The organism is Neisseria sp. P0008.S004 (genome assembly GCF_051962755.1).
GTDB classification, from domain to species: Bacteria; Pseudomonadota; Gammaproteobacteria; order Burkholderiales; family Neisseriaceae; genus Neisseria; species Neisseria subflava_A.
This window is the reverse complement of sequence record NZ_JBQCUZ010000003.1, coordinates 155,461-180,973: the sequence shown is the minus strand read 5'-3', so window position 1 is coordinate 180,973 and position 25,513 is coordinate 155,461. Positions and strand designations below refer to the sequence as shown.

The 25,513-nt window shown below is 49.5% G+C and carries 26 protein-coding genes and 4 tRNA genes; 6 read left to right on the top strand and 24 right to left on the bottom strand.

Features of this window, described 5'->3' with window-relative positions:
- Window positions 1-105 precede the first annotated feature (105 nt).
- From ACTHSW_RS04400 to ACTHSW_RS04390, 3 genes are all read right to left on the bottom strand, one after another.
- Complete coding sequence (locus ACTHSW_RS04400) at window positions 106-1,419, bottom strand: sensor histidine kinase (protein WP_070460436.1); 1,314 nt, start codon at window positions 1,417-1,419, stop codon at window positions 106-108.
- Between the two features lie 29 nt (window positions 1,420-1,448).
- On the bottom strand, window positions 1,449-2,126 hold the full coding sequence (locus ACTHSW_RS04395; RefSeq protein ID WP_070460434.1) for a response regulator: 678 nt from the start codon (window positions 2,124-2,126) through the stop codon (window positions 1,449-1,451).
- 145 nt (window positions 2,127-2,271) lie between these two features.
- Window positions 2,272-2,838 (bottom strand): NADPH-dependent FMN reductase, encoded by a 567-nt coding sequence (locus ACTHSW_RS04390; RefSeq protein ID WP_039864340.1) that lies wholly within the window; start codon window positions 2,836-2,838, stop codon window positions 2,272-2,274.
- Window positions 2,839-2,974: 136 nt separating this feature from the next.
- On the opposite strand from ACTHSW_RS04390, the gene ACTHSW_RS04385 reads away from it, so the two are divergent.
- Window positions 2,975-4,411 (top strand): MFS transporter, encoded by a 1,437-nt coding sequence (locus tag ACTHSW_RS04385; RefSeq protein ID WP_070460431.1) that lies wholly within the window; start codon window positions 2,975-2,977, stop codon window positions 4,409-4,411.
- A gap of 70 nt (window positions 4,412-4,481) precedes the next feature.
- Entirely contained in the window at window positions 4,482-5,894 is a 1,413-nt protein-coding gene (gene dacB / locus ACTHSW_RS04380) for a D-alanyl-D-alanine carboxypeptidase/D-alanyl-D-alanine endopeptidase (RefSeq protein WP_070460429.1), read from the top strand.
- Window positions 5,895-6,183: 289 nt separating this feature from the next.
- Here dacB and ACTHSW_RS04375 read toward each other — a convergent pair.
- The 16 genes from ACTHSW_RS04375 to ACTHSW_RS04300 all read right to left on the bottom strand — a co-directional run bounded on the left by ACTHSW_RS04375 (window position 6,184) and on the right by ACTHSW_RS04300 (window position 17,908).
- Window positions 6,184-6,260: transfer RNA gene (locus ACTHSW_RS04375), tRNA-Asp, on the bottom strand.
- A gap of 32 nt (window positions 6,261-6,292) precedes the next feature.
- A tRNA-Val gene (locus ACTHSW_RS04370) sits at window positions 6,293-6,368 on the bottom strand.
- 39 nt (window positions 6,369-6,407) lie between these two features.
- Window positions 6,408-6,484, bottom strand: a tRNA-Asp gene (locus ACTHSW_RS04365).
- Between the two features lie 32 nt (window positions 6,485-6,516).
- Window positions 6,517-6,592: transfer RNA gene (locus ACTHSW_RS04360), tRNA-Val, on the bottom strand.
- Window positions 6,593-6,661: 69 nt separating this feature from the next.
- Window positions 6,662-8,644, bottom strand: coding sequence for a monovalent cation:proton antiporter family protein (locus tag ACTHSW_RS04355; RefSeq protein ID WP_107792208.1), 1,983 nt, complete (start codon window positions 8,642-8,644; stop codon window positions 6,662-6,664).
- 264 nt (window positions 8,645-8,908) lie between these two features.
- Entirely contained in the window at window positions 8,909-9,655 is a 747-nt protein-coding gene (fabG, locus tag ACTHSW_RS04350; protein WP_070460425.1) for a 3-oxoacyl-ACP reductase FabG, read from the bottom strand.
- 44 nt (window positions 9,656-9,699) lie between these two features.
- Entirely contained in the window at window positions 9,700-10,737 is a 1,038-nt protein-coding gene (locus ACTHSW_RS04345; protein ID WP_070460423.1) for a glycosyltransferase family 8 protein, read from the bottom strand.
- Window positions 10,730-11,800 (bottom strand): hypothetical protein, encoded by a 1,071-nt coding sequence (locus ACTHSW_RS04340; protein WP_070460634.1) that lies wholly within the window; start codon window positions 11,798-11,800, stop codon window positions 10,730-10,732. The genes ACTHSW_RS04345 and ACTHSW_RS04340 overlap by 8 nt, the downstream gene beginning before the upstream one ends.
- 55 nt (window positions 11,801-11,855) lie before the next feature.
- The gene (locus ACTHSW_RS04335) at window positions 11,856-12,857 is read right to left on the bottom strand and encodes a hypothetical protein (protein ID WP_070460421.1); all 1,002 of its coding nucleotides are present in this window, start codon (window positions 12,855-12,857) and stop codon (window positions 11,856-11,858) included.
- Between the two features lie 74 nt (window positions 12,858-12,931).
- On the bottom strand, window positions 12,932-13,858 hold the full coding sequence (fabD, locus tag ACTHSW_RS04330; protein ID WP_070460419.1) for an ACP S-malonyltransferase: 927 nt from the start codon (window positions 13,856-13,858) through the stop codon (window positions 12,932-12,934).
- A gap of 9 nt (window positions 13,859-13,867) precedes the next feature.
- Window positions 13,868-14,215 (bottom strand): DUF1294 domain-containing protein, encoded by a 348-nt coding sequence (locus ACTHSW_RS04325; protein WP_070460417.1) that lies wholly within the window; start codon window positions 14,213-14,215, stop codon window positions 13,868-13,870.
- Window positions 14,216-14,266: 51 nt separating this feature from the next.
- Window positions 14,267-15,229, bottom strand: coding sequence for a beta-ketoacyl-ACP synthase III (locus ACTHSW_RS04320; protein ID WP_070460415.1), 963 nt, complete (start codon window positions 15,227-15,229; stop codon window positions 14,267-14,269).
- A 152-nt stretch (window positions 15,230-15,381) separates the two neighbouring features.
- Window positions 15,382-16,452, bottom strand: a complete 1,071-nt coding sequence (gene plsX / locus ACTHSW_RS04315; RefSeq protein WP_070460414.1) for a phosphate acyltransferase PlsX — start codon at window positions 16,450-16,452, stop codon at window positions 15,382-15,384.
- Window positions 16,453-16,574: 122 nt separating this feature from the next.
- Window positions 16,575-17,099 carry a phosphoribosyltransferase gene (locus ACTHSW_RS04310; RefSeq protein ID WP_070460412.1) on the bottom strand — a complete coding sequence of 175 codons (525 nt, stop codon included), beginning with the start codon at window positions 17,097-17,099 and terminating at the stop codon, window positions 16,575-16,577.
- A 92-nt stretch (window positions 17,100-17,191) separates the two neighbouring features.
- The gene (gene rpmF / locus ACTHSW_RS04305; RefSeq protein ID WP_002240035.1) at window positions 17,192-17,371 is read right to left on the bottom strand and encodes a 50S ribosomal protein L32; all 180 of its coding nucleotides are present in this window, start codon (window positions 17,369-17,371) and stop codon (window positions 17,192-17,194) included.
- Window positions 17,372-17,404: 33 nt separating this feature from the next.
- Window positions 17,405-17,908: a YceD family protein gene (locus ACTHSW_RS04300; RefSeq protein ID WP_070460410.1), complete on the bottom strand. Its 504-nt coding sequence runs from the start codon at window positions 17,906-17,908 to the stop codon at window positions 17,405-17,407.
- Window positions 17,909-17,963: 55 nt separating this feature from the next.
- Here ACTHSW_RS04300 and ACTHSW_RS04295 point away from each other — a divergent pair, with 55 nt between their 5' ends.
- The gene (locus ACTHSW_RS04295; protein ID WP_070460632.1) at window positions 17,964-18,554 is read left to right on the top strand and encodes a Maf family protein; all 591 of its coding nucleotides are present in this window, start codon (window positions 17,964-17,966) and stop codon (window positions 18,552-18,554) included.
- Between the two features lie 54 nt (window positions 18,555-18,608).
- Complete coding sequence (locus ACTHSW_RS04290) at window positions 18,609-19,319, top strand: SAM-dependent methyltransferase (RefSeq protein ID WP_107769139.1); 711 nt, start codon at window positions 18,609-18,611, stop codon at window positions 19,317-19,319.
- A 95-nt stretch (window positions 19,320-19,414) separates the two neighbouring features.
- On the opposite strand, the gene yidC is transcribed toward ACTHSW_RS04290, so the two are convergent.
- From yidC to rpmH, 4 genes are all read right to left on the bottom strand, one after another.
- Window positions 19,415-21,061 (bottom strand): membrane protein insertase YidC, encoded by a 1,647-nt coding sequence (gene yidC, locus ACTHSW_RS04285; protein WP_070460406.1) that lies wholly within the window; start codon window positions 21,059-21,061, stop codon window positions 19,415-19,417.
- 118 nt (window positions 21,062-21,179) lie between these two features.
- Window positions 21,180-21,401 (bottom strand): membrane protein insertion efficiency factor YidD, encoded by a 222-nt coding sequence (yidD, locus tag ACTHSW_RS04280; protein ID WP_003682178.1) that lies wholly within the window; start codon window positions 21,399-21,401, stop codon window positions 21,180-21,182.
- Window positions 21,398-21,739, bottom strand: a complete 342-nt coding sequence (gene rnpA / locus ACTHSW_RS04275) for a ribonuclease P protein component (protein ID WP_070460400.1) — start codon at window positions 21,737-21,739, stop codon at window positions 21,398-21,400. The genes yidD and rnpA overlap by 4 nt, the downstream gene beginning before the upstream one ends.
- Window positions 21,740-21,741: 2 nt before the next feature.
- Window positions 21,742-21,876 carry a 50S ribosomal protein L34 gene (gene rpmH / locus ACTHSW_RS04270; protein ID WP_002214728.1) on the bottom strand — a complete coding sequence of 45 codons (135 nt, stop codon included), beginning with the start codon at window positions 21,874-21,876 and terminating at the stop codon, window positions 21,742-21,744.
- Window positions 21,877-22,195: 319 nt separating this feature from the next.
- Between rpmH and dnaA the strand changes: the two genes are divergently transcribed.
- Entirely contained in the window at window positions 22,196-23,764 is a 1,569-nt protein-coding gene (dnaA, locus tag ACTHSW_RS04265; protein ID WP_070460398.1) for a chromosomal replication initiator protein DnaA, read from the top strand.
- Window positions 23,765-23,869: 105 nt separating this feature from the next.
- Complete coding sequence (dnaN, locus tag ACTHSW_RS04260; RefSeq protein WP_004520410.1) at window positions 23,870-24,973, top strand: DNA polymerase III subunit beta; 1,104 nt, start codon at window positions 23,870-23,872, stop codon at window positions 24,971-24,973.
- Window positions 24,974-25,110: 137 nt separating this feature from the next.
- Here dnaN and ACTHSW_RS04255 read toward each other — a convergent pair whose 3' ends face one another.
- Window positions 25,111-25,473, bottom strand: coding sequence for an ACP-like domain-containing protein (locus ACTHSW_RS04255; protein ID WP_070460395.1), 363 nt, complete (start codon window positions 25,471-25,473; stop codon window positions 25,111-25,113).
- Window positions 25,474-25,513: the final 40 nt, after the last annotated feature.

Below are 25,513 nucleotides of genomic sequence, written 5' to 3'. Positions count from 1 at the left end.
AATATAAAAGGCCGTCTGAAAGTCATTTTCAGACGGCCTTTGGTTTTAAAACGTTTTCATTTATCGGCTTAAAGCTAGATAAACCAATTTGAGCGGGTCAATTATTTAAAGCGTCTTTTTATCCAACTCGGCAATAATCAGCAAGCCGCTGTCAAAGCGTCGGCTGTCGGCCAGTTTCAGACGGCCTTGATGGCGTTTGACAATGGTGTTTGCGATGGAAAGCCCCAGGCCGGTGCCTTGTTGTTCGGTGCCGAGAATGCGGTAGAAGGGGTCGATAACGCGTTGGCGCTCGCTTGGGGGAATACCGGGGCCGTCGTCTTCCACCCAGATGTTGAGGTATTCGGCGGTTTCGTCAAAGCCCAAATCTATGCGGCCGCCTTTGGGGGTGTAGCGGATGGCGTTGTCGGTAAAGGTTTTGATGAGGGTGTAGATTTCAGTGTCGTCGGCGTGGATTTGGCAGTCGTTTTCAACGGCGACGCCGATGTCTTGACCTTTGGCCAGCGCCAGCGGCATGAGTTCCTGCAAGATACGGCGGAACTGGTTTTGCAGGCTGATCAGGGTTTTGGGGCGTTGAGTTTTGGGTGATTGGGCACGTGCGAGGGAAAGGAGTTGCTCGAGCAGGTGGCGGTTGCGCTGTATGCTTTGTTGCAACAGGGCGGACTGCTCGCGCGCTTCGGCGGACAGCTGCATATTGTTGAGCCGCTCTGCCTGAAGGGAAAGGGCGGTCATGGGGCTGCGCAATTCGTGTGCGGCATCGGCGATAAAGCGTTGCTGTTGGCGGACGTTTTCGTCGGTACGCTGCAACAGGTTGTTGATGGCGACGACAAAGCCTTGGATTTCGCTGGGAATGTCTTGCGTGTCCATCGGCGAGAGGTCGTTGATTTGGCGCTGTTCTAAATCGTTGGACAGGGTTTTGACGGAACGCATGGCGCGGTGGGTAATCCAGACGGTGAGCAGGATAATCAGGGGTAGGGCGAGGAGCATGGGGAGGATACTCTGCACGGCGGCCATTTCGGCCAGCTCTTCGCGGTAGTCGCTTTCCTGCATGACGGCGATGCGGCCTTGCTTGGTGTTGCGGGTATAAACGCGGTAGTAATCGTCGTCGTCATCGGCCTGAATGGTGTGCAGGCCGTCTGAAATCTTCTCAGGCAGGCTGACAATGGGGTTGGGCGTATTGGGAAATTGAACGGAAATCTTGTTGTCGTTGTCGAGCGAGTGATTCTCGTCATCGGCATCGCTCGGGTCGAGATAGTTCGCGACTTGGCGCAACAGATCGTCTTGAACCTCTTGGGTCTCGTGATAAGTATCGTAATATGAAAATATGCCTGCAAGGATGGAGAGGGGCAGGAGCATGCAGATCAGGGCGAGGCTGATTTTGACTTGCAGGGATTGTTTGATGGTGTGGATAAGGCGTTGCATGGTTTGTGTGTTGATATTGTTGTGGTTTTTCAGACGGCCTGGTTGTTTTGTGCAACCAGCCAGCCGACCCCGCGGACGTTTTGAATCGCTTCTTTGCCGAGTTTTTTGCGTAAGGCGTGAATCAGGAAGTCAACGGCATTGCTTTCGACTTCTTCCCCCCAGCCGTAGATTTTGTCTTCCAAATCGCTGCGCGACAGAATCATGCCCGGACGCAGCAGCAGGGCTTGGAGGACGGCAAATTCTTTGTTGCTGAGCATGATGGCCTGTTCCTGCCCGACTACTTCCGCCTGATGGGTGGAAGGGTTGAGCGTGATGATGCCGTTGCTCAGCAGCGTTTGCGCCTGTCCGCCGTGTCGGCGCAATACGGCACGCATACGGGCTTGCAGTTCCGCCATGTCGAAGGGTTTGACGATGTAGTCGTCTGCGCCGCCGTCTAGGCCGTTGAGCCGGCTGTGCAAATCGTCACGCGCGGTCACGATTAAGACGGGAACGGTACAGCCGCCGTTGCGGATTTGCGCCAATACGTCCAAACCGTCTTTGCCGGGCAAACCCAAATCCAAGAGTAGCAAATCGTATGCCTGCGCCGCCACTGCTGCGGCAACTTCCGAACCGCGGCTGACCCAATCGACAGCGTAGCCGGTGTCTTTCAGGTTGGCACTGACGGCTTGGGCAATCATGGCATCGTCTTCAACCAATAATACGCGCATGGAAATTCTCCAGAGAATGGGCGGACAGTGATTATAACCGCACTCAATTAGTAAAAATTTAGGAAGGGTTGAAAAACTGATTTTTTGCAAAAGATGAGGCCGTCTGAAATTCGTTTTTCAGACGGCCTGTATGCTTCAATCCCGATTATTTAGGGTTTTTCTCAATCAAGGCAACCAATTGGTCGATATAGCCTTGAACAAAGCCGCGTGCGGATTCGATGAGCTGGCCGTTGTCGTCAAACAGGGTAGGCGAGTTGCCGAGGAACACTTCCGGCTGGCCGGTCAGTGGCATATCGAAATACGAAAGGGCAAGGCGCAGATTTTTTTGCGCGCTATAACCGCCCATTTTGCCGACAGAATGACTGATGATGCCGGCAGGTGTTTTTTTCCAGGCAACATCGGCATTGGGTTTGGAGCCGATGTCGATGGCGTTTTTCAGGCAGGCCGGTACGGTACGGTTGTTTTCGGAAGTCACGAACAATACGCCGGCAGAGGCTTTGATGGTTTCACGGAACTCGGTATAGCTGGACGGAGTAGGGAAGTCGGTAACGGCAGGATCGTCGTAGTCGAAGTTGTATAAAGGCAAATGCCCGATTTCGACGATTTGCGCTTCGTAGCCTTCGGGGAACATGGAAACGACGTTTTGTGCGACTTTTCGTGCGAACGAGCCTTTACGCAGGCTGCCGACCAAGATGCTGACTTTCTTTGACATGTTTTTCTCCTGTTTAATAATAAAAATGAAAACAATTCTAAATTTTAGTATTATCTGGGGAAGCGGTCAAGGTTTCAGACGGCCTGTCAAAACGGTTTATGCTAAAATAACGGTTTCGCTGATATTTCAAATTATTATGCACGCTTCTGATTCGCAAGAGGGCGAAACGGTACACGAATACTACGCCGACAACCCCGACAACCCCGACTTTCCTGCTAAAACCATTGTGGCGACGCTGTTTATCGGCGCATTTTTCGGCTATCTCAACGACACGCTGCTGAATGTCGCGCTTACGCCGATTATGAAGGATTTCGGTGTCGATAAGACCACGGTTCAATGGCTGACGACGGGTTTTCTGCTGGTCATGGGTGCATTTACGCCGATTACGGCAGGCGTGATTCAATGGTTTGAAACGCGAAAAATGGTGCTGTTTACGCAGGCAACGTTTTTAGCAGGCTCGTTGATTTGCGCGTTTGCACCGACTTTCGGAATTTTGGTTGTGGGGCGTATGGTGCAGGCAGTGTCTGCCGCGTTTTTTGTCCCGCTTCTGTTTAACGGCGTATTGTCAATTTTCCCGCCCAATAAGCGCGGAACGGCGATGGGCGTGATTACCATGATGTTTACCGCCGCGCCTGCAATGGGGCCGACGCTGTCGGGCATCATCATCGACCATACGCATTGGCGCGTGCTGTTCGGCTTTACCGCGCCGTTTATGTTGGCGGCGATGGTGCTGGTGGGCAAATATTTGACGGTCAATTTGAGCAACATCAGCCGTCCGAAAATCGATATGTTGTCGGCCGTGTTGTCGATTGCGGGCTTCGGCGGGCTGGTTTATGCGAGCAGTAATTTTGCCCATATGCCGCTGCTGGAATTTATCCTGCTCTTTGCCGCTTCCGTTGTACTGGTGGGTTGGTTTGCGCACCGTCAGTTCCGTTTGGCTACGCCGTTGTTGAACCTTCGTGCTTTTGAATACAAACAGTTCAGATATTGCGTTGTGATTTTGGCCGGTGCGGTATTCCTGTTCTTGGGCTTGGAACTGATGGTGCCGATGTACACGCAGCAAGTGTTGATGCTGACCGGTACGGCAACCGGTCTGATTCTGATGCCTGCCAGTATTGCCCAAGCGGTTGCCGCACCTTTGTTCGGCAAATTGTTGGACAAAAAGGGCGGACGCTTTGTCGTTTTGCCGGCAACAGTGATGCTGGTGGTGTCGTTGGCGGTATTGTGGCTGTTTTTGCGGATTGATACGCAAGTGGTGATGTTGACGGCGATGTTTACGCTGTTGGCGCTTTCCGTGTCTGCTTGTGTAACCGGCGAAACTCATGGTCTGAACGCGTTGCCGAAAACGCTCAATCCGCACGGTGCGGCGATTCTGACCACCATCAACCCGATTGCCGGTGCCATCGGCGCGGCGTTTTTTGTCGGTGCAACCAATATCGGCGAGAAACTTTCCAGTGCAGATATGCCGCAACAGGCAATGTTGGATGGTATCCATTTGGCGATGGGTTGCGCTTTGGTTGTCGGTGTCGTGGTCGTCATGTTTGCTTTGCGTTTGAAAGCGCATCAGAAATAAATAAAAAGGCCGTCTGAAACGTTCAGACGGCCTAAGTACCTCGTAAGAATTTATAAGATTTTGTAACACAATGAAGTTAAAAAGTATTTTATCAATCAGCCTGATGATGACGGTTTGTCCGTCATGGGCTTTGGATTTCGGGCGTATTCCTGAAAATGAAATTTCCGTTTATGTGCAGGAATTGGACAGCGGTAAAGTGATTGCCGAACACCGTGCCGATGAATTGCGCAATCCTGCTTCGACGATGAAGCTGGTAACGGCGTTTACCGCGTTTCGTATGTTGGGCGGCGATTATCGTTGGAAAACCGAGTTTAAAACCAACGGCCTAATCAAAGGCGATACGCTGAAAGGCAATGTGTATTGGGTGGGGAGCGGCGATCCTGTGTTTGACCAGCATGATCTGGTGCAAATGCAGCAACAGATGCGCGATAAGGGCATACGCCATATTGACGGACATCTGATACTCGACCGCAGCCTGTGGGGCGATGTGAAGAATCCGGATGATTTTGCTTCCGATTCTGCCGAAAGCTTTATGACACCGCCCGATCCTAATATGTTGGCGTATAAAACCGTTGAACTTCGTGCTGAAAAAGAAGAAGACGGAAGCTTGGTCATCCGTACCAATCCGCCGCTGCCGAATTTGAACATTCAAAACAAATTGACGCTTGAAGATAAGGAAGGGAAGTGCAGCGTTTTAAAGAACCACATGAAAACTTCCTATAAAAACAATACGCTGACCGTATTGGGCAAGCTGCCGGAAAGCTGCTTGGGCAAAGAGCTGTATCTGAATATGTATAGCATGAAAGAATTTGTCGGCAAAAGTTTTGTCAACCAATGGCGCCAACAAGACGGCACGATTTCAGACGGCCTGACGACAGGTGCTGCGCTTCATGACGCGCATGTGTTGGCGAGTCATCAATCCAAACCGCTTGCCGATATCCTCACCGATATGAACAAGCATTCCAATAATCTGATTGCCCGTTCGGTTTTCCTTAAATTTGCCGGACATATATCTGATTACAAGCAGGCGCAGGCCAAGGCCGCGTCTATCGTAAAAAGCGAGTTGGCGGTTGCCGGTATCAATACGGAAGGGCTGGTGTTGGAAAACGGCTCAGGCCTGTCCCGCGTAGAACGGCTCAATGCGCGAATGATGGCGCAAATGTTGGAAAAAGCCTACTTCAGCCCGTTTAAAAACGAGTTTATCAGTACGCTGCCGATTGCCGGTAAAGACGGCACGCTTAAAACACGCTTGAAACAGCCCGGTGAAAACTTACGCCTTAAAACCGGTACGCTTAAAGATGTCCGTGCATTGGCAGGATATTGGTTGGGCGAAAAGCCGTTGCTGGTTGTCGTCATTATCAACAGCCAAAAATCAACCAATTATTTACGCGACTTGGATAAGCTGGTGTCTAAAATTGTTCAGCCAGGTGGTGAACATTGGATTGATGCTAAGGCCTCCTGCATGATTAGATATCAGGCTTGATAAGCTAAAAAGGGCCGTCTGAAAATGTATTGACGTTTTCAGACGGCCTTTGTGTAAGAAGGGGAGGCAAGTATTTATGTCTATTTTGAAAGATGATTTAGGGATTTGATGAATAAGCGTTTGGTGTGAAGCAGCTTGAGATAGATGGCCTTTCAGGATTCAAGCCATATGTCTGCTTTATTGTGATGTCCTGTTTATACTATCTAAAAAGCTCGATTTTTTATAAAAAGGCATAGGGTACAGACGAAAAAAATACCGGTAAAAACCGGTATTTTTATTTTTAACTTGATGGCGCGGCGGACGGGGCTCGAACCCGCGACCCCCGGCGTGACAGGCCGGTACTCTAACCAACTGAGCTACCACCGCGCATCCATTGTCAGAGACAATGAAAAGGAAAGTGGTGGGTGATGACGGAGTCGAACCGCCGACATTCTGCTTGTAAGGCAGACGCTCTACCAACTGAGCTAATCACCCGAAAAAGGGAGATACTGAAGAGTCAGTATTTTTAAATAATGGCGCGGCGGACGGGGCTCGAACCCGCGACCCCCGGCGTGACAGGCCGGTACTCTAACCAACTGAGCTACCACCGCGTATTCACTGTCAAAGACAATGAAAAAAAACTTGGTGGGTGATGACGGAGTCGAACCGCCGACATTCTGCTTGTAAGGCAGACGCTCTACCAACTGAGCTAATCACCCATGCGCAAAATTGCGAAGACGCTATTAAACCAAAAAATCCTGATGCGCGCAAGATTTATTTGTCGATAATTAGATATCTCCCTGCAAGCACCAGTTTTCAAAGGAAATAATTTCTTCCTGCTTGCCTGCGACAACCAAAATGTCGCCGTTTTCCAGAACAAAATCAGGGTCAAGGTCTTGGATTTTTCCGGTATTGCGGCGGATAAACAATAGTTTCAGATAATGCGCTGCCAATGGCAATTCACGGATGGTTTTACCGATGGCGTGCGCTTCGCCTTGCAATGGGAAGGCATGGCGGCAGACGGCCTTGCTGTCTTCATCGGAGAAGCTGTCATCATCACTGCCGACAAACAAGTCTTGCAACGATGCATAGCGGCTGTGACGGATGTGGGTTATGGTTTGATAAACATGGTTGTAAGAGAGACCGTGACCCAACATGGCATAGCTTGCCAGCACCAGGCTGGTTTCTTTGGTATCGGAGACGGTTTCTTCCGCACCCATTTCGGTAAAGGTTTTGACGTAATCGTCATTGGTGGCGCGAACATAAACCGGCATACTCGGATGCATGGACATGATGTTGCCGAGAACATGTTGGGTTTCATGCATATTGTTCAGCGTGATGACCACCATTTTGGCGCGCCCCAAGCCGGCGGCTTCCAAGACTTCACGGCGTTTGGCATCGCCAAAGGAAACCGGTTCGCCTGCGTTGCGTGCCACTTGTACGCGGGCAATATCCAAGTCAAGGGCAAAGTAGGGGATACCTTCTTGCGCCAATACACGGGCAACCGATTGACCGCCGCGTCCGAAACCGATAATCAGGACGTGTTCGGATTTGCTCATGGTTTCCACCAACATAGAGTGCAAGTCCAAGGCTTTCATGTCCCAGTCGGATTTAACGAAGCGGCTGACGATGGCATCGCTGCTGCCCAAAATGAATGGTGCGGCAATCATGGAGAGCAAGACGGCTGCAGTGGCCGCTTGTTCCAATTCAGGTGAAACCATATTGATTTTGCTGGAAATGGCCAGCATCACGAAGCCGAACTCGCCGCCTTGCGCCAAATAAAGCGCACTCTTGAGGCTGTCGCCCACAGGGTTTTTCATGCGCAAAGCGATGATGAAGACGACCAGTGCTTTCAAGACCAACAGGATTGCCAACAAAATCAGGATTTGCTGCCAGTTGCCGATCAGCGCCTGAATATTCAGCTTCATACCGACGGTAATGAAGAAGAAGCCAAGCAGGATGTCGCGGAATGGACGGATGTCGTCTTCTACCTGAATACGGTATTCGGTTTCGGAAAGCAACATACCGGCGACGAATGCGCCCAATGCCATAGACAGGCCTTCAAGCTCTGTCAGATAGGCCACGCCCAAAGTAACCAGCAAAACGTTGATCATAAAGAGTTCGGACGATTTGCGTTTGGCAACCAGTCTGAACCAGCGTGACATCACTCGGCTGCCGACAACAAACAAAATGCCCAAGGTCAGCAACATTTTCAAACCGGCCAAGCCCAGCTCTACCCACAAGTTGCCTTCGCTGCCGCCAGCAAGCGCCGGAATCAGAATCATCAGCGGTACCACGGCAATATCTTGCATCAGCAAAACACCCATGGCCATTTGACCATGCGGCTGACCCAGCTCGGTTTTCTCCGACAGAATGCGGCTGACGATGGCGGTGGACGACATGGTCAGTGCGCCCGCAGTGGCAAACGCCCAGTTAAACGGCGTGCCCATTGCCATCAAAATGCCCATAATCGAGAGCATGGTAATGATGACTTGTAAACCACCCAAGCCGAATACGAGGCGGCGCATGGCTTTGAGTTTGGGTAGGGAGAATTCGAGACCGATGCTGAACATCAAGAACACAATGCCGATTTCGCCCAAATAGTCGGTGGCGTAGCTTTGCGGAATCAGTTTGAACATACCCGGACCGGCAATAAAACCGACCAAAAGATAACCGAGCATGGAAGGAATGTTGAACTTGCGACAGCAGATAACCGTAATGACGGAAACCAACAGGACAATGACAATGGGACCGAGGGAGAATTCGTGCATAGAGTGGGCGGCCTTTCGTTAAAAGTAGCTATTGTTATATAGGCCGTCTGAAACACGTCGAAAACCGACAGCAAATCCAAATAAAAACGCACAGAATGAACTTCATTTCTGCGATTTGATTTCCCGTATCATGCTTATTTGGACTTACTGTTTCGAGCGTTATCTAACGGATTATTAAGATTATATCAAGATAGAATGTAAAGTAGTGTTTTGATTGACAAAAAGGGCCGTCTGAAATATTCAGACGGCCTTTAAATAAACGGTTTAAGGCATCAACATGCCGCCGTTGACATGAAGTGTCTGACCGGTAATGTATTTTGCCTGTTCAGAAGCCAAGAACAAAACTGCATCGGCAATATCTTGCGCTTCACCGAATTTGCCCAAAGAAGTTTGCGCTTCAAAGGTTTTGCGGGTTTCTTCCGGCAGGGCGCGGGTCATATCGGTGTCGATAAAGCCCGGGGCAACGCAGTTGACGGTAATGCCGCGGCTGCCGACTTCACGCGCCATAGATTTGGAGAAGCCGATTAAGCCTGCTTTTGCCGCTGCATAGTTGGTTTGCCCGGCATTGCCCATCACGCCGACAACAGATGTAATGTTAATGATGCGGCCGGCACGCTGTTTCATCATACCGCGCAATACGGCTTTGGAGGCACGGAACACAGATTTGAGGTTAACCTGCATGATGTCGTCCCACTCTTCCTCTTTCATGCGCATTAGGAGGTTGTCACGGGTAATGCCGGCGTTGTTGACCAGAATATCCAGTTTGCCGAATTCTTTTTCGATGTCGGCAATCAGGTTTTCGATGGTTTCAGGTTCGGCAGAATTCAATGCACGGCCTTCGCCGCCCCATTGTGCCAAGCGTTCGCCGATTGCAGCCGCACCGCTCTCACTGGTGGCTGTACCGATAACTTTTGCACCGGCCGCAGCCAAAGTATCGGCAATCGCCGCACCAATACCGCGAGAAGCGCCGGTTACCAAAGCGATTTTGCCGCTCAAATCTTGTGTACTCATGTTTTATTCCTTAATTGCGATTGGAAAAATGGTTTCAGACGGCCTTATTTACCTAGGGAGGGTGCTTGATACCGTCGTTTGTTGATTCTTCGTAATAAATATTCTTTGTAGTATGCCCATGCTTGCTTTTTTTGTCCTTGTTTCCAAAGTCGTTTGGCTGCTTGTCTAAATTTCCTTTTAGGATTTGGAAAGGGCAACCAAGTTGATAGAGGTTGTTCTAGATATCCGTTATTCCATGGGGAATTCTTAAAATATTGATCATATGCGGGGTGGAAGCCTAATTGATGCCACGGTTTGATATGACCAACAAAATGGACTAAGCGGATATTGTTGGGATTATCGATCAATTCACTGTATTTTTGATGCCAATGTATCCAGTTAAAGTTTTCTGAAAGCCAGTGTACATGACCTATACAGGCTAAATTCAAAATATCTTGATCTGGGCAGGAGAGTTTAAAATTTTGTTTTTCTACGGCTTGCATTTTTTCAGACAAAATTTTATCTATTGCCATATCATTCCATTTGTCAATATTGAATAGAATGACCCCGGAGTTGAAATAAGGCTCAGTATCTGTAAAACCAAATTGATTGAGTTGTTTTATATATGCTCTGTATAAGATTGCATCAGGTACGGCGGCAATCAAAGAATTTGAAATGTCGATTTCAAATAAATCATCAATGTTACCCAAGCACAGTACATCAGTATCTAAATAAAGTGCAGTATGAGCAATACCTTTTAATAAGCAAGGGATACTCATACGGTAATACATAGCGATAGTAAAATAATGAGTAGTTTGCAGGGTAGAAAAGTATTCTGTATTTAAATGGTAAACGCTTATTGCGTAGTTTTGATTTGATGTTTCAATTTGATCGAAAATATTAAAATCATAACCTTCTGAACCACTAACTAACAAATGAAAATGTATTGGGCTGGTATTGTTTTGCAATACAGAAAGTAACGCAGTGCCGATGTGTTTGATATAGTTTTGATCGGCTGCATAAACAATATGTTTCGGCTGTTCAATGAATTCTCGTTTGCGGATATGAACAGTTTCTAATACCAATTTTTCTCTATCAAACATTTAAATTCTCCACAACTTCTCTATTGATTTCAGGTAATCTGATAGGGATATTCGGTTCAATATCAAATGCGCAGCTGATCCAGTTGCTGAAGCTGTATTTGTGTTTCAGGCCGGGGGCAAGCGGTACGTACGGCAAGGTCAGGAAGGCTTTGAGTTCTTCAAGGTTGCTTCCGTCCCAGTAGAACATATTGTTCGGGTGATAAAAATCGTAATGTACGATGGTCGGATTGGTCGTAATCAGTTTTTTGTCCAATCCAATCGCTTCGAAAATCCGCAAAGAGAGGCCGTAGTGCTTGCGGTTGAGGAAATCTACCAATACAGAGGATTTGGCCGCTTCTTCTAAGTTTTGACGATAGGAGAGGGCGTTTTCAAATGAGAAGAATTCGACTTCGGGAATGCCTAAAGCCGCTTTTTCTTCTTCGATTTTCTTACTGGCCAAGCGAAAATCTATTTCTAAACCGATTGAACGCGCAGCTTCGCAAAATGCACGGATGTCATTGTTGCGGTCGGCAGCGTACGAACCGATAAACAAGATTTTGTTTTGCGGGTTTTCAGACGGCCTGAAGCTGTCAAAGTAGAAGCTGGTGGTTGGAAAGAGTTTTTCGGTGTATTCGGGATGTTTGCCTTGGTCAAACGGATCGAAAAAGTAAAATTTGTCGAAAAATTCGATGTTGTCGAAGTCTTCTTTTAAGAAGGTCAGGGCTTCCCAGTTGTAATACACCATTAATTTTGAATGCGCTCTGAGCTTGGCGATGAAGTCTTTCGGATAGGCACCCAGCCAAATCATGAAGCAATAATCCGCTTGTTCGGGATGTTCGCTTAACAGGGAATTGAGGCGTTCTTCTACGGCGCGGAACATGGTCCGTTTTTTGAAGTCTTTTTGTCCAAGAATATTTCGATACCAGATTTTTTTCAGCCGTTGAAATACATTTTTGTATTTGAACTCTTTTTCTTCATAGGTCAGGGACAGCACTTCAAATCCGCATTTCTCCAAGTTCTCAATAATGAGTTCGTGGATTTTGAAGAGTTCCGGCATGGCGAGAATGACTTTTTTCTTACTCATAATGTATTCAATATAATATTTTGTCAGGCAGGTATATTTGCCATAGGCAATAGAGTTAATCAATGCCGAGCAGGCGGTTTAGCCATTGTGTAAACGAATAATAGGCTTTGATTTCAGGGGCAGGTTGCTGATACGGACGTGCCAAAAATTCAGGCAATGCGTCTAAATTACCGCCGTCCCATACGAACACGCGGTCTGGGTGGTATAGGTCGGTTTCCAAGATATGTTTGTTGGTGGTAATCAGTTTTTTATCGAAACGCAACGCATCAAAGATACGGAATGATAAGCCGTAATGTTCGAATTGTGCAAAATCGACGACTGCACCGCAACTTTGCACTTGGCTGAGGTTTTCTTCAAAGCTGAGGATGCTGCTGCGGTCAAGATAGCGGATGCCGTTGTGTCCGAAGGCTTTTTCAGCCCTGTCGTCTTTGCAGTAGATATGAAAATCCAAGGGTAGGCTGAGGCGTTCGGTTTCTTGGATAAAGCGTTTGGTTTGCTCTTCGCGTCTAAGTTCGTAGCCGCCTAAAAAGTAGAGTTTGTTAGTGGGTGCATATTCAGCCACGGGAAAGTCAAAGTAAAAATTGGTGGTGGCTTTGAAACGGCATTGCGGATATTTTTGAATATCGTCGGGGTCGAAAACCCAGCATTGATCAAAATAATCCAAATATTCAATGATGTCTGGGAAGCGGCCTACGCCATCCCATTGATAATTCACGCAAACATTGCTGTGTTCGCGGATGGTGGCGATAATTTCTTTGGGGTAAATATTGGCGCGGATACAGAGCGCATAATCGGCTTTTTTGCCGTTTAGCAAGGCCAATTTTTGCTGAATGTCGTCGAGGTGGCGACTGTATTTGAGGTATTTTTTATAGTTGCCGTCTTTGGAGATGTGTTTGTGATAGAGGTTTTTGAGTCTGCTGCCCAAGTTCGGGTAATAGGAATCCCGGTCGTCATAGCACAGGTTGATGACCTCAAAACCAAGAAAACGCAGATTTTTTTCGATACATTGATCCAGTCCGTACATGTAGGGAACGGCAAGAATAATGGTTTTTTTCATAATGTATTCGGATTGGAGTGGAGCTGATTTTTCAGACGGCCTTGCCTGACAGGATAAGGCCGTCTGAAAACGTTTTAATGGGCTTCGATAAATGCAGCCACTTGATCGGCATTGGTCAATGCGCTGCATACGGCTTCTTTGTTGATGCGTTTGGCGAGGCCTGCGAGGACTTTGCCGGGGCCGCATTCGGCGGATTCGGTGATGCCTTCGGAAACAAGCGCGTTGACGGTTTCTGTCCAGCGCACTGGGCTGTACAGTTGGCGTACTAGGGCGTCTTTGATTTTGTCGGCATCATCATAAGAAGCAACATCGGCGTTATGGATGACGCGGATTTGCGGTTGTTTGATGGTGATGTCTTTCAATGCTTCGGCAAGTTTTTCCGCTGCGGGCTTCATGAGGCTGCAATGTGAGGGAACGGAAACGGGCAGCGGCAGGGCGCGTTTGGCTCCGGCTTCTTTGGCAGCGGCCATGGCGCGTTCGACTGCGGCGGTATTGCCGGCAATCACGACTTGGCCCGGGGAGTTGAAGTTGACGGCTTCAACGACTTCGCCTTGTGCGGCTTCGGCGCAAATGGCTTTGACTTGTTCGTCTTCCAAACCCAAAATAGCGGCCATTGCGCCTACGCCTTGCGGTACGGCGGATTGCATGAGTTCGGCACGCAGGCGGACCAGTTTGACTGCATCTGCAAAATCCAATGCGCCGGCAGCGACGAGGGCAGTGTATTCGCCGAGGCTGTGGCCTGCAACGACGGAAGGGGTTTTGCCGCCGGCTTTTAAGTAGGCGCGGTAGGTGGCAATGCCGGCAGCCAGCATGATGGGCTGGGTGTTGACGGTTTGTCCGATTAATTCGGCATCTTCGCCGTTAATCATTGCCCACAGGTCTTGACCCAATACGGCGGAAGCTTCGTCAAATGTGGCTTTAACGATGGCTTGCTCGGCAAAGCCGTTCATCATGCCTAGGCTTTGTGAGCCTTGTCCGGGGAAGAAGAATGCGAAAGACATGGTAATTCCTTATTGGTTTGAATGTTTGAGGGTGTCTGCCAGCAGAAGGAGGGTGGCGACAGTATTGGTTGCGGTGGTCAGCCGGAAGGTGCGGACAAATCCGGGTTTGCTGGTTTTATGCCGGAATATGAGGCTGCCGCAATAACCGCCCGGCCAGCCACCAAGCAGGTTGAGCAGGTGCAATTTTGCTTCGGGTATGCGCCTGCCGTGCTTGCGTGCGCGCTGTTTGTCTTGGTAGTAAAGCAGGAAAACGTATGCACTTAGCGCGAGATAGGCAATTGCCAGTTTGGGCAATATTACAGCCGTTATGCTTAAAAACAGGCTGCTGATGCAGAGTGCAAACGTTAGGGATTTCATGGGTTTGAGCAGAATAGGCCGTCTGAAAGAGGTGTTCAGACGGCCCAATCGTTAGTATTTCACTAAAACCGCACCCCAGGCAAAACCGCCGCCGATGCCTTCGAGCAAGAGGTTTTGTCCGCGTTTGATTTGGCCGTTTTTAATGCCGACATCCAGTGCCAACGGAATGGAGGCTGCGGAAGTGTTGCCGTGGTCTTGGACGGTCAAGATCACTTTGTCCATGCTCAAACCCAAGTGTTTGGCGGTAGAGTCGATAATGCGCTTGTTGGCTTGGTGCGGCACAATCCAATCGATTTGATCAGCGGTGTAACCGGCTTCTTCGATAACGTCATCTGCGATTTTGGATAGCATTTTGACGGCAAACTTGAATACGCCGGGGCCGTCCATGCTGATGTAGGGCGAACCGCAAACCTGGCCGTTGGCGATTTGTCCGGGGACGTTCAAAAGGTCGAGGTAGTTGCCATCGGCTTTGAGTTTGCCGTGGATGATGCCCGGTTCGTCAGATGCGCTTAAGACAACCGCGCCAGCACCATCACCAAAGAGGACGCAGGTGGTGCGGTCGTTCCAATCGACGATGCGGCTGAAGGTTTCCGCGCCGATGACCAAAGCGTTTTTCGCCATGCCGCTTTTGATGTAGGCATTGGCAGTGGTCAGGGCATACATAAAACCGGCGCACACGGCTTGTACGTCAAAGGCAGGGCAGCCGTTGGCAATGCCCAATTTTTGCTGCACGATGGTTGCCGTAGAAGGGAATTGCATATCGGGAGTGGCTGTGGCGACGATAATCAGATCGATATCGTCAGCCTGCAAATCGGCATCTGCCAAGGCGCGGCGCGCTGACTCGGCGGCCAAGTCGCTGGTTTTTTCGCTGTCGTCTGCAATATGGCGAAATTTGATACCTGTACGCGTGGTAATCCACTCGTCGGAAGTGTCCACTTTTTTTGCAAGGTCGTCATTGCTGACGCGGTTGGCAGGAAGGTAGCTGCCTGTACCGGAAATTTTGGCATATTGCATGAGAACGGCCTTTTTAGAGAGTTGATTCAGATAGTCGGGTATTGTAAGCGAAAATGGGAAAATTCCCAATATTAAGAATGAAGTCGGTGATTAAAGATAAAAACAGGCCGTCTGAACATTTTGAAGTTTCAGACGGCCTGTGTATATCAGCCTTAAGCTTCCGTTGTTAGAGCAGCGGTTTCTTCCAGTTCGGCTGCTGCTTTGGCGGCTTCCAAAGCGGCCAACTGGGTGGCTACGCCTTGTTCGATTTGAGCGAGGCCGGCAGATTTGGCTTCGTGGTAGGCCTCTTCCAAAGCATAACGGAAGCCGACTTCGTCGGTTCCACCGTGGCTCTTAATCACAATACCGCGTAAACCAAGTAGGATGGCGCCGTTAAATTTGCGCGGATCCAATTTGCCTTTCAAGCCTTTGAGTGCGGGCAGGGCGGCAATGGCGGCAAGTTTGTTGAACAGGGTGCTTTGGAATTCACGGCGGATGGCGCCGCTCATGAATTTAACTGCGCCTTCGATGGTTTTGAGCATAACGTTGCCGACAAACCCGTCTGCGACAACGACATCGGCTTCGCCATATAAAACGCCGTTGCTTTCGATATTGCCGATAAAGTTGAGTTTGCTGCTGCTCAACAGTTTAAAGGTTTGTTTGACGGCATCCGTACCCTTGATGTCTTCTGTACCGACGTTCAAAAGGGCGACGCGCGGGCTGCCTTTTTCTGGGTGCAACGCGTGTACCAGCTCGCTGCCGATGATGGCAAATTGAACCAGTTGTTCGGGCGTACAGTCGACGTTAGCTCCCAAATCCAAAGCCAGGGTAACGTGTTCGCTGTCGGAAGGCAGGAATTTAGCGATGGCAGGACGCTCAATGCCGGGAATGGTTTTGAGGACGAATCGGGCGGTCGCCATCAGTGCGCCGGTATTGCCTGCCGATACGGCGGCTTGCGCGTTGCCTTCTTTGACTTGGTTGATGGCGATGCGCATGGATGATTCTTTTTTGTTTTTCAGCGCGGATTGCGGCGCTTCATCCATTTCGACGACTTGCGCTGCATGGCAGACGGTAATGCGGTCCATAGGTGCGCCTGCCGAGCTTAATGCTTGGCGGACTGCTGCTTCATCTCCGACCATAATCAGATGTACGTCGGATTGCTGTTTCAGGAAATCCACTGCACCGGGGACGGTAACCGCAAGGCCTGCATCTCCGCCCATGGCATCTACGGCCAGTGTAATCATGTTGTTCTCCGGTTTGTGTGTTTCAGACGGCCTCAGACAATCGGACAAGCACATTCATCTGATTTTCAGGAGATTGAATTGAAAATCAGATGAAAAGGCTTGTTGCGATGGTCGTACCAAATTTATTGGTTTTGCGCGGCCAATTTGTTGTGTTCGTCGATGTCCAGCGCGTCCCAAGGATAGTTGATCCACCAGTCTTCCACGGTAATGCCGCTGAAATAAGGGATGCCTTCGGGAATCTTGCCGACTTTGGCTTTGATTTTTTCATGCAATACTGCCACGCCGACGGTGCCGAAATCTTCTTTCAACAATTCGTTCAGGCAGAATTCCATGGTAACGCGGCTGTCGTCCACTTCGTCAACAACCAGTACGTTTTTGCCTTTCAGTACATCGGGAACGGGATCGAGCCATTGGACTTTTTTTACTTCCTCGGTCACTTGACCTTCGTTATCGCTGTCGTAGTAGGCTGTGGTGACGGCGTAAATCGGAATTTCCAAGAAGCAGCGCAACATGCGGGCAGGGATAAAACCGCCGCCGCCAATGGCAATCATGGCATCATATTTGGTGCCGGAGTTTTGGATTTTTTCCGCCAATCCTTTGATTACGCGGTGGATGTCGTCGTAGGTGTACCAGATTTTACGTTTCATGGTGTGCTTCCGAAGAGGAAAATACAGAGTGCAATGCAAAAAAGCCAGTCATTGCATGGCAATATTCTGGCTTTTTCAGTCAGACGAACGGATTATTCGCCTTTAGCTTTTACCACTTTACGGCCACGGTACATACCGTTTGGAGAAATGTGGTGTGGACGATGTACTTCGCCGGTTGCGCTGTCAACAGACAGAGAAGGCGCAGTCAGAGCGTCGTGTGAACGGTGCATACCGCGTTTAGAAGGGGATTTTTTGTTTTGTTGAACGGCCATTTCAAGCTCCTAGATAAATAAACTGTGTCCTAATTAACTGCTTTTCAAACCTGCTAAAACAGCGAAGGGGTTTGGTTTGTCCCGATTGACTTCTTCCAGTGTTCCATTGTTGCCGCAGTCTTCGTGTCGAGGGGAGAAAGGGAGCGACATCAGGATTTGGTCTTCAACCAGAGTCCGCACGTCAAGCTCTTTTTCGAGCAGCATGCCTTCCAATTCTTCATCGGCAAGCATGGCTTCGTCCAAACTCTCTTCATCGGCAAACAGGACGATACGGCTGGTTTCATCGAGTAGAAACGGCATGGGCGTAATGCAACGCTGGCAAATCAGGGGCATGTCGGCTTTGACGTTTAAATCGAGAAACAGACGGTGCAGCCGGTCGCGACCGCCTTGCAGCGTAAACGACACGCGTGTCTGTTTGTCGGCCGGATAATCGTGCGAACTGACTCGTTCATCCAATTCTTCGAGCAGGAAACTGCCTTGCAGATTCTGCCCTTCGGCGGCGAAAACTTCTGGGTCAATCAAATTAGGGTATGACATAAACGGAGTATGATATAATTTCGGCGGTCTAACGTCAATGTTTTTAAGTAAAAATATGGAAGTAAAACTGCCTTTGGTTTTAGGGTCGAGTTCGGTTTTCCGCTGCGGACAGCTTCGCCGTTTGGGTATCGATTTTCAGACGGCATCGCCTGATTTTGACGAAACGCCTATTGCGGGCGAGCATGCAGGCGAGACGGCGTTGCGTTTGGCTGAAGGCAAAGCCCGTTCATTGGCGGCAACTTTTCCTGCTGCGCTGATTATCGGCGCAGACCAAGTGGCATGGTGCGAAGGACGTCAATTGGGTAAGCCGATGAACGTCGCAAATGCACAACAGATGCTGGCGGACTTAAGCGGAAAACGGATTGAATTTTACAGCGCAATCGTGCTTTTGAATACTGCTACGGGCAAGGTTCAGCATCATGTCGATCATACGGTGGTTGCCATGCGCCAGTTGTCGCAGGAACAAATCAGCCGATATTTGGAACGCGAGCCGGATGCGGTTTATTGTGCCGGTGCGGCAAAGAGCGAGGGTTTGGGCGCCGCTTTGTTGGAGCGTATTGAAAGTACGGACCCGAATGCTTTGATCGGCCTTCCGATTTTCCGTCTGATTGATTTTTTGAAAAACGAAGGTGTGGAAGTTTTATAGTTTGAGGCCGTCTGAATGTGTTCAGACGGCCTGAGATTTTTTGGAGTTGGAAGAATGAAACCGATTTTGTATTTGATTCCTACCCCTTTGGGTGCGCCTGATACGCCATGCCTGTTGCCGCATGAACAACAGGCGATTGTCGGGCTGACGGATTTTATCGTGGAAGCGGAAAAAACAGCGCGCGCGCATTTGAAACATTTGGGCGTGACTACGCCTATCCGCGAGCTGAATCTGCAAACGCTGAATGAACACACGGATTTGAAGATTTTGCCGGAATTGCTGAAACCTTTGCAAGAAGGGCGCAGTATGGGTATTGTCAGCGAGGCGGGTTGTCCGGCTGTTGCCGATCCGGGAGCGAATTTGGTGGCGTTGGCGCATAAACACGGTTTTGAAGTACGGCCTTTGGTCGGCCCGTCCAGCTTGTTGCTGGCGCTGATGGCTTCGGGTGCGAATGGGCAAAACTTTGCATTTAAGGGTTATCTGCCGTCTGAAAAAAGTGAGCGCATTCAGAGTTTGAAGGCTTTGGAACAACGTTCGCGCCAGCAGAATGAAACGCAGCTGTTTATCGAAACGCCGTATCGTAACGATGCGTTGTTGGCTGATGCGGTGGAAAACCTGCATCCTGAAACGCGCTTGTGCGTGGCTACGGACTTGACCTTGCCGACACAGGAAATCATCAGTCAGACGATTGCGCAGTGGAGAAAAAGAAAAGAAATGCCGAATTTGAAAAAACGCCCGACGATTTTTGTGTTGCATGCTGCTTAAAACTGGATTGGATTCAATCTCAAACTGTATTTGTTTGGGGAAATAAAAAAAGGCCGTCTGAACAACAGACGGCCTTTGTGTTGCCTAAACCTTCATCAAGAAACGACTTCGCCTTGGGCGCGTTGTTTTTCGATACTGCGGTTGATGTGCCATTGTTGGGCGATGGTCAAGAGGTTGTTGACTACCCAGTACAGAACCAAACCGGCAGGGAAGAAGAAGAACATGATGGAGAAAATCAAAGGCATGACTTTCATCATTTTCGCCTGCATAGGGTCGGTTGACGGCGGATTCAGATAAGTCTGTGCAAACATGGTTGCCGCCATAATAAAAGGCAGGATGTAGAAAGGATCCGGACGGCTCAAGTCGGTAATCCAACCCAACCAAGGCGCTTGGCGCAATTCTACGGAGGCGAACAATGCCCAGTACAGACCGATGAAGACGGGGATTTGCAACAGCATAGGCAGACAGCCGCCCAGCGGATTGATTTTCTCGTCTTTGTAAAGCTGCATCATGGCTTGTTGCTGCGCCATGCGGTCATCGCCGTATTTCTCTTTGATGGCTTGCAATTTAGGTGCGGCGGCACGCATTTTTGCCATAGAGCGGTAAGAGGCGTTGGTCAATGGATACAGTACGGCTTTGACGATGATGGTCAAAACGATGATTGCCCAGCCCCAGTTGCCGATGATGTTGTGCAGTTGGTTCAAGAGCCAGAAGAGCGGGGAGGCGAACCAGTGTACTTTGCCATAGTCTTTGGCCAGTTGCAGTTTGTCGGCGATGTTGGCGATAACGGAAGTGGTTTGCGGACCGGCATACAGGTTGATAGCGGTTTCGGCTTTTGTACCGGCTTGGATGGCGGCTAAAGGCACGCTGACGCTTGCGCTGTACAAGTTGTCGTTGCGGCGTTTGATGTCGATACGGCAGTCGCCTGCGGTGCAAACGCTTTGACCGTCTTTAGGCTGCAAAATCCAAGTGGACATGAAGTGGTGTTCAATCATGCCAAGCCAGCCGGTCGGGGTTTTGCGGATGTATTCGGCTTCAGATTTGCCGGATTTGGCATCGTCGTCCAAATCAGAGAAGCTGACTTTTTGGAAGCCGCCTTCAGGGGTGTAAACCACCGGGCCGACGTAAGAGCGGGTGAAGTAGCCTTGGCCTTCAGGTTCGCTGTGGTCGCGAACGATGCGGTAGTCTGCACTTAGGTTGACGGGTTGGCCGTTGCTGTTGGTAATGTCAAAGCGGACGTTGACCAAGTAGCTGCCTTTGGTAAAAGTATAAACTTTGTCGATTTTCAGGCCGTTGGTTTCAGGTGCGCTCAGGCGGACTTCAACTTTGTCGCCTTCCAAACTGTATTGTTTTTGTGGAGCGGTAAAGCTGATTCCTTTCAGAACATTGTTGCCTTGTGCGTCCAAAAGCTCGGATTGGGCGACGTAGGTGTATTCCTTGCCGTCGTTAAACAGAACGAAAGGTTTGTGTTCGTCGCCGGTTGCTTTGTATTGCAAGAGGGTCAGCTGACGCAGGTCGCCGCTTTTCTCATCGATGACGGCTTTAACTGTGTCTGTGGTAACGGTAATAGGAGAGGCCGGGGTAAGCGCGGCTTCGGCAGCGGCTTTTGCCGGAGCAGCGGCCGTTTGCTGTTGCGCGGCTTGTTGCGCCGGATTAGGTTTGGGGCTGGGGAAAAAATGTTCCCAGCCGGCAAAGATTGCCACTGAAATGGCAAAAAACGCCATTAGTCTTTTAAAATCCATAAGAGATTCCTGGAATTGACGGATAGGTAATCAAGATGAAAACTGCTTCAGACGGCATTATATAGAAACCGACGGGAAATTAAAGGAAATCGTGTTCTTTAAATGGTTGACAGCAGCATTATGGAACAGGGTCATGGCCGTGTCCGCCGAAAGGATGGCATCGTGCGATGCGTTTGATTGCCAGCCATCCGCCTTTGAATGCGCCGTATTTTTTGACGGCTTCGACTGCGTATTGTGAACAGGTCGGGGTATAGCGGCAGCGCGGCGGAATGAGGGGGCTGATGCAGTATTGGTAAAAGCGGATGAGTGCGAGGAGGAGCTTGGAAAGCAGGGTATTCATCGGCGTTTTTTCATCAGCTGGGCAAGTTGGCTTCGGGCTTCCGGAGCAGTTTCCCGATTAAACGCCTGACGCACGCGCACAACAAAATCATGCGGCGGCAGCTGGTGTTGATTCAGCCTGAACCAGTCGCGGATGACGCGCTTCATATAATTGCGGTCATGGGCGCGTTTGGCGGTCTTTTTGCTGACGACCAAACCAAGGCGCGGATGGCCGAGCGCGTTGTCTGCGGACTGGGAGACTTGCAGTAAATCGCGGCTGCGTCGGTTTTTCAACGCAAAAACGGATGAAAAATCATCCGTTTTTAATAAGCGATACTGCTTCGAGAAGCCGTAATTCAAAATTATACAGCCAGGCGTTTGCGGCCTTTGGCGCGACGGGCAGCCAATACTGCGCGACCACCGCGGGTTTTGGAGCGAACCAAGAAGCCGTGGGTGCGTTTGCGTTTGGTAACGGAAGGTTGATAAGTGCGTTTCATGATGTTTCCTAAAAATTGGTAGATAATTAAACCGTGAATTACACTCCAATTTGCCGCTTTTGTCAATCAATATAAAAACTTTTCGTTGGCTAAAGTGTGACAATGGGTTTTATGCATTGATAGAATTTGTGGATAAAATTTTGCGGCGGTTGTGGATAAAAAAGAGTGGAATGGGTATAATCGCCCAACCTTGCCTTTCTCTGTGCGCAAGGCCGTATGAAAGCAGCGGGAGTATCGTAAAAATTTGATTTTTATCGGATTGCCTGTCTGCTCTGCCTTCTTGTATTTCCCAAGTCTTCCATTTTCCGAGCTTAATCTCATGACGTTAGCTGAATTTTGGCCGCTGTGCCTTTGCCGCCTTCACGAAATGTTGCCTGCCGGGCAGTTTGCGCAATGGATTGCGCCTTTGACCGTGGGTGAAGAAAACGGCGTATGGGTGGTGTATGGTAAAAACCAATTTGCCTGCAATATGCTCAAAAGCCAGTTTGCCGCCAAAATTGACGCCGTACGTGCCGAATTGGTGCCTCAGCAGGCTGCGTTTGCGTTTAAGCCGGGCGTAGGTACGCATTATGAAATGGCGGCTCAGGCTGTTGCGCCAGTGCAAGTGCAAGAAGTCATTGAAGTTGAAGAATTTGTAGAGCCTGTTCAAATGCCTTTGCAAACTGTTGTTGTAATGGAAGAAGATAGGCCGTCTGAAACGGTTTCCAAGCCTGCCACTGCCATGACGGCTGCCGAGATTTTGGCGCAACGCATGAAGAACCTGCCGCATGAGCCTCAAGTGCAAACTGCCGCTCCGGCTGAGTCTAAAGCGGTTGCCAAAGCCAAAACCGACGCGCAACACGATGCGGAAGAAGCGCGCTACGAACAGACCAATCTGTCGCGCGACTATACATTTGAAACCTTGGTGGAAGGTAAGGGTAACCGCCTTGCCGCCGCAGCTGCCCAAGCGATCGCTGAAAATCCGGGGCAGGGCTACAACCCGTTTTTCTTATACGGCAGTACCGGTTTGGGTAAAACCCACTTGGTGCAAGCCATCGGCAACGAATTGCTGAAAAACCGTCCTGATGCCAAAGTGCGCTATATGCACTCGGACGACTATATCCGCAGCTTTATGAAGGCTGTGCGCAACAACACTTATGATGTGTTCAAGCAACAATACAAACAATATGACCTGCTGATTATCGACGATATTCAGTTCATCAAAGGCAAAGACCGTACGATGGAAGAATTCTTCTATCTGTACAACCATTTCCACAACGAGAAAAAACAGCTGATTCTGACGTGCGACGTATTACCTGCCAAAATCGAGGGCATGGACGACCGTCTCAAATCCCGTTTCTCATGGGGTTTGACGTTGGAACTCGAACCGCCCGAATTGGAAATGCGTGTGGCGATTTTGCAGAAAAAGGCAGAAGCGGCCGGTATCAGTATCGAAGATGAAGCCGCATTGTTTATCGCCAATCTGATCCGTTCCAATGTGCGTGAGTTGGAAGGCGCGTTTAACCGTGTCAGCGCCAGCAGCCGTTTTATGAACCGCCCAGTCATCGACATGGATTTGGCGCGTACGGCTTTGCAGGATATTATTGCCGAGAAACACAAAGTCATTACCGCCGACATCATCATCGATGCGACAGCCAAATACTACCGTATTAAAATCAGCGATATATTAGGTAAAAAACGCACGCGCAACATCGCCCGTCCGCGCCAAGTCGCCATGAGCCTGACCAAAGAGCTGACCACGCTCAGCCTGCCTTCTATCGGCGATGCCTTTGGCGGTCGCGACCACACGACTGTGATGCACGGCGTTAAAGCGGTGGCGAAACTGCGTGAAGAAGATCCCGAATTGGCGCAAGACTACGAAAAATTGCTGATTTTGATTCAGAACTGACCCAATGCAATTTCAGACGGCCTGATGTCAATATGAGGCCGTCTGAAAACAAAAAATATTTTAAAATACCCAAATCAACCGATTTCAAATTCAAAGGAATGGAACATGCTGATTTTACAAGCCGATCGCGACAGTCTGCTCAAGCCGTTGCAAGCCGTTACCGGTATTGTCGAACGTCGCCATACTCTGCCGATTTTGTCCAATGTGTTGCTGGAAAGCAAAGACGGACAAACCAAACTTTTGGCAACCGACTTGGAAATCCAAATCAATACCGCCGGCCCTGAAAGTCAGGCAGGCGATTTCCGCATTACGACCAACGCTAAAAAATTCCAAGACATTTTGCGCGCCCTGCCTGACAGTGCGTTGGTGTCACTGGATTGGGCGGACAACCGTTTGACTTTGCGCGCGGGAAAATCCCGTTTTGCCCTGCAAACCCTGCCTGCAGAAGACTTTCCGTTGATGAACGTCGGCAGCGATGTGAGCGCGACTTTCTCGCTGACTCAAGAAACCTTCAAAACCATGCTTTCGCAAGTGCAATACAGCATGGCGGTTCAAGATATCCGCTATTACCTCAACGGCTTGCTGATGCAGGTTGAAGGCAACCAACTGCGCCTTGTTGCAACCGACGGCCACCGCCTTGCTTATGCGGCCAGCCAAATTGAAGCGGAACTGCCGAAAACGGAAGTAATCCTGCCGCGCAAAACGGTATTGGAACTCTTCAAGCTGCTGAACAATCCGTCCGAGTCCATCACCGTTGAGCTTTTGGACAATCAAGTACGCTTCCAATGCAATGGCACGACCATTGTCAGCAAAGTCATCGATGGCAAATTCCCTGACTTTAACCGCGTGATTCCTTTGGATAACGACAAGATTTTCCTCGTATCCCGTACCCAGCTTTTGGGTGCGCTTGAACGTGCCGCCATTCTTGCCAATGAAAAATTCCGCGGCGCGCGACTGTTCCTGCAGCCTGGTTTGCTGAGTGTTGTATGTAGCAACAACGAGCAGGAAGAAGCACGCGAAGAGCTTGAAATCGCTTATCAAGGCGGAGAACTCGAAGTCGGTTTCAACATCGGCTACTTGATGGATGTGTTACGTAACATCCACTCCGATGATATGCAGCTTGCTTTCGGCGATGCCAACCGTTCAACGCTGTTTACTGTGCCGAACAATCCGAATTTCAAATACATCGTGATGCCGATGCGTATTTAATTGGGTGAACAAACAAAAAGAGCGTGTACGGGACACGCTCTTTTTTATAGGATTGAATCAAAAGGCCGTCTGAAAATTGTTTTTCAGACGGCCTTTTGATTAAACCGGGATGATTCGGTTAAATAGGAAAACTGGGATTAACGTGGACGTGGTTCGCAGTTTTTCACCAGGAATGAGCCGTTAGGGGCGTTCACGCCAACTACTTCAGAAGTAGTGTGGGTGTTTTTGTCGATGAAACCGGCAGACATTGCATAACCTTGACGGTTGGTGAAAGTAGTGCCAGTGCTGTCAGAACGTTTTTTGTTGACAACCAAAGAGGCTTTTTTGCCACCGGCGTTTACGTCAGCAGTAACTGCACGGCCGCTACGGTCAAAGCCGTACATCACGTTCAGTGATTTGCCACCGTCACAATGGTAAGAAACGAAGCCGGCAGGTGCAGCGGCAGCAGAGAAGGAAACAGTAGCCAATGCGGCTGCAGTGATAACAGAAAGTAATTTCATGATCTAAGCTCCATATGAGGGTTGTGTGTTATCTTGCAAA